At 69.3% G+C, this 4,133-nt stretch carries 3 protein-coding genes; 1 reads left to right on the forward strand and 2 read right to left on the reverse strand.

Annotated elements, in window-relative coordinates; genetic code table 11:
- Positions 1-177 precede the first annotated feature (177 nt).
- On the forward strand, positions 178-1,017 hold the full coding sequence (locus tag ACY34K_RS33655; protein ID WP_462754037.1) for a sulfurtransferase: 840 nt from the start codon (positions 178-180) through the stop codon (positions 1,015-1,017).
- A gap of 84 nt (positions 1,018-1,101) precedes the next feature.
- Here the strand turns inward: ACY34K_RS33655 and ACY34K_RS33660 are convergent, their stop codons facing one another.
- A complete protein-coding gene (locus ACY34K_RS33660) occupies positions 1,102-2,187 on the reverse strand; it encodes a PucR family transcriptional regulator (RefSeq protein ID WP_462754039.1) in 1,086 nt (361 codons plus the stop codon).
- A gap of 356 nt (positions 2,188-2,543) precedes the next feature.
- On the reverse strand, positions 2,544-4,133 hold a 1,590-nt coding region (locus ACY34K_RS33665; RefSeq protein ID WP_462754041.1), incomplete at its 5' end, for an MMPL family transporter.

The following is a 4,133-nucleotide window of genomic DNA, read 5'->3' on the forward strand; positions in this document are numbered from 1 at the left end:
CACCACGTGGCACGGACCCTGACCAAGCTGGGCGTCACCACCCGCGAGGCGGTTCGCGAGGCCCTCGAACGGAAGGGACTCTGACCGGCTCCCAGGGGGACATGCCTTACACCGGGTCCGTATAGGTATGAATGGGGGACATTGCAGCGAAAGTGAGATGAACCTAACGTGGGATTCATGGATCCAGTTATCGACACGATCGAACTCGCTGACGAACTGGCCGGGCCCGACCCCCCGGTACTCCTGGAGGTCCGCTGGCAACGCGAACCCGGAACCGCGGACTACCAGAGAGGCCATCTCCCCGGTGCCCACGTGGTCGACCTCGGCACCGAACTCTCCGGTCTGCCGAGCGCGCACGGCCGCAACCCGCTGCCACCGCGCGAGGTCTTCGAGACGGCCATGCGGAGAGCCGGCGTTTCCGCCGGGCGACCTGTCGTGGTGTACGACACCGACGCGGACATGACGGCGGCCGCGGCACGCGCCTGGTGGATGCTCCGCTGGGCGGGACACGACAGGGTACGCGTCCTCGACAGCGGAATGCGTGACTGGAGCGCCGCGGGCCATCTGATCGTCCCCGAGGCGGCCCCCGTCGGCGACTGGGGTGACTTCACCGTCCGTGCCGGCGCAATGCCGCTGCTGGACGCCGAGAGGGCCGCGGCGGTGGCTCGTTCCGGGCTCCTCCTGGACGCCCGCGCCCCGGAACGGTACCGGGGCGAGTACGAGCCGTACGATGCCGTCGCCGGGCACATCCCCGGCGCCGTGAGCGCACCCGCCGCGTACAACGTGGACGAGACCGGTCATTTCCTGCCGCCCTCCGCCCTGCAGGACCGTTTCGCGTCTCTCGGTGCCGACACAGCGCCCGAGGTCGCCACGTACTGCGGTTCCGGCGTCCGCGCCACCCAGCAGGTCCTGGCCCTCGAGCGGGCCGGCATCCCGTCGGGACTGTACGTCGGCTCGTGGAGCGACTGGAGCGCCGATCCGAACCGTCCGGTGGTCACAGGCCCCCTGCCCGGCTGATCCCGCCCGCCCGCGTGAGCCGCTGCCGTACGGCGCGAGTCGGCCCGTGTCCCTCCAGCGTCCCGGGCGGGCCGCGACGGCATGTCACGCCGGGACCCGCGATCGAGCGTCACCGTTGTTGTCCTTGCCGGCGGACCCCGGGGTGCCGCCGGTGCCGACGGACCCGGAGGAGGAAGACCCCTTGCCCGTGGCGGTGGACGAGGGGCCGCGCCGACCGTCGTCCGCCGCGAGCAGCTCGCGGGCACGCAGCACGACCTCCAGCTCGAACCGGATGTCCGGGTCACGGAGCGCCGGCCCGAAGAGCTCCTCGATCTGACGCAAGCGGTAGCGCACGGTCTGCGGGTGCACGTTCATCATCCGTGCGGCGTCAATGGTGTTGCCGGAACACTGCAACCACGCGAGAAGGGTCTGGGTCACCCGTTCCTGCTGTTTGGGTGTCAAATCCGCGAGGGGTGCCAGCCGGCGGACGGTGAGTGCCCGAATGAGGGCCTCGTCCTGCAGCAGCAGGAGGGACATGAGGTTGTCCACGCAGTACGTCACACGTGCCGTGGTACCCGCCCCGTGGATGCCGAGCGCAAGCAGTCTGCGCGCCCACCGCAAGGAGACCGCCGCGTGTTCCAGGGGGACCGGTGGGCCGACGACAGCGGCGCGCCCCTGCAAGTACCGTTCGAGAAGGGGCCGGTTCCTGGGGCTGGGCTCGGGCACCAGCAGGAGCGGGTCGGTGCCGCCGAGATCGGCGAGCACGTCCATCCCCTGGAGCGCCGGTGTCGGCACCGGGGCACCGGCCCGGACAGCCTGCTTGGCCGGGGACAGTACGACGACCTGCACGCTCTTCGGCAGTCGCCAGCCGACGGCATGGGCGAGTTCGGTCACCGCGTGCCGGGGCGCGGGCGTGTCGGCGGTGAGCATGTGCAGGAGTCGTTGCCGCCTGAGCCTCATTTCCCCGGCCGCCTGGGCCTGAGCCTGTGTGAAGCCTTCGGCGCAGTAGGTGGCCAGCTCATCGATGTAGACGATCAGCGCGTCCGCCAGGCCGTACAACACGTGCGGATCCGTCTTCCGCCGGGTGCCTACGTCGACACACCGACGCCAGGCCAGGCGGGCTCCGAGTCGGAACGCGGCCTGCAGGGCATCGAGACTGCGTCCCTTGCGCATCTCGCTGCTGCCGAGCATGCGGCAGTCCTCGGCAGTCTCCCGGCTGAGCGGGGGGAGGGGGCCCGGGCCGGAGAGCCGATCGGTGAATTCGCGCAGGGCCCGCTCCACCCCGGACTGGATACGAAGCCTGTAGGGCTCCTCCAGTACGTGTTCGAAGGCTGGGATCTGCGTGCAGGTGCTGCGAACCATCTCCCCCGCGAGTGAGGGAAGCTCAGCCCGGATCAACGACACCAACTCGGTGGCGAGGAGATGCCGCGGAGTGTCCCCTGCCGGAGCGGTACTACCCCTTCTGGCGTGCACGGGTGAGTTTCCTTCCATGTGTGATGAGCCGTCGATATGTGAGGAGCGGGCTCACATGAGGCAAGCCTGCCCCTTTACCGTTTCTTTACTTTGTGTCCGCCGGTCGGACCTTGGCGGTGAGAGCGCCGCAACAATGCGGGGCACCACCATGTGGCACGCCCGGTGAGCACCAGAACCGCCGGTACCAGCAGAGGACGTACCACCAGGGCATCCACCAGGACGGCCAGGGCCACTCCCAGTCCGAGCATCTTGGTGCCGACCGTCCGCGAGGTGCCGATGCTCACCAGGACGACGGCCAGGATCAGGGCCGCCGCGGTGATGATCCCTCCCGTCCGCCGCATTCCCGCGACCACGGCCTCCTGGGGATCACCGCTGAGCGACAGCTCCTCCCTGATCCGCGCGAGCAGGAAGACTCCGTAGTCCATCGAGAGCCCGAACGCGACGAAGAACATGAGCACCGGGAGTGTCGCGTCGACCGCCCCGATCGCAGTGAAGCCGAGCAGCCCCGACCCATGGCCTTCCTGGAACACCCAGACGACGGCACCGAACATGGCGGTGAGGCTGAGCGCGTTGAGCACCACGGCCTGCAAAGCCACCAGGACACTTCCGGTGAGCAGGAACACCAGAACGAGGGTCGCCGCCGCGATCAGGGTCACCGCCGCGGGCAGTTGCCCGGCGATGGCGGTACGGCTGTCCACCGTGGCCGCGGAGACTCCCGTGGTGTACGTGCGAAAGGGGGCCTGGACACGGCGAACGGCGTGCACAAGCTCTTCGCTCTCCTTCGAGATGTCGTCCGCGCCGGTGACGACGGTGAGCCAGGCCACCTCGGCAGCCGAACGGGAGGCATCGCCGGGCCCTGACCGGATGCCCGCCGTGTACCGGGCGCCCGGCCCGTCGACCCGTGTCACGCCGCGGAGTGTCGACAACCGCTGGGTGTATGTGCGGAGTTCGGCGACTGTCGCGTCTCGGGTCACTATCTCGATGCCGCCGGAGGCGTGCCCGCCGAAGCCCTGTCGGAGGTGCTGCTGGACGACGCGTGCTTCGGAGCCGGCCGGCAACTGCCGGTCGTCCGAACCCCCGAACCGGACACCGAGGAAAGGCAGACCGACCAGCACCAGCAGGCCCGCGGTGGCAACGGCGAAGAACGGCGCACGACGCATCACCAGGTGGGTCAGCCGTGCCCAGGCGTCGCCCTGCCGGTGTGCGGCATGCCGCCCCTGCCGCCGTCCGACGAGCGCACGTATGTCAAGGGCGTCGATTCGCGGCCCGAGCACTCGGAACAGAGCGGGAAGCACCGTCAGGGCGGCGGCCGCGGAGAGCAGGACCACGCTGATGCCCGCGTAGGCCATGGAGCGAAGGAAGTAGTGCGGAAAGAGCAGCATCGTGGCAAGGGCCGCGGCGACGGTGACGGCCGAGAACAGCACCGTTCGCCCGGCGGTGTTCAGCGTGGAAATGACGGCGGTACACACGTCCCTTCCGAGCGCGAGCTCCTCTCGGTAACGGCGCACGATCAGGAGCGCGTAGTCGATGGAAAGACCCAGTCCCAGTGCCGTGGCCAGATTGAGCGCGAAGACCGAGACATCCGTGACATCGGCCAGAAGGCGCAGCACCCCATGAGAGCCCAGGACGGCTATGACACCGATGCATACGGGGAGCAGAGCGGC

It is taken from the genome of Streptomyces sp. STAM6 (assembly GCF_054963715.1).

What these genes read in the sequence shown, in the direction of transcription:
- ACY34K_RS33655 (WP_462754037.1), top strand. Translation starts at nt 178, where the DNA reads ATGGATCCAGTTATCGACACGATCGAACTCGCTGACGAACTGGCCGGG.
- ACY34K_RS33660 (WP_462754039.1), bottom strand. Translation starts at nt 2,187, where the DNA reads ATGCTCGGCAGCAGCGAGATGCGCAAGGGACGCAGTCTCGATGCCCTG.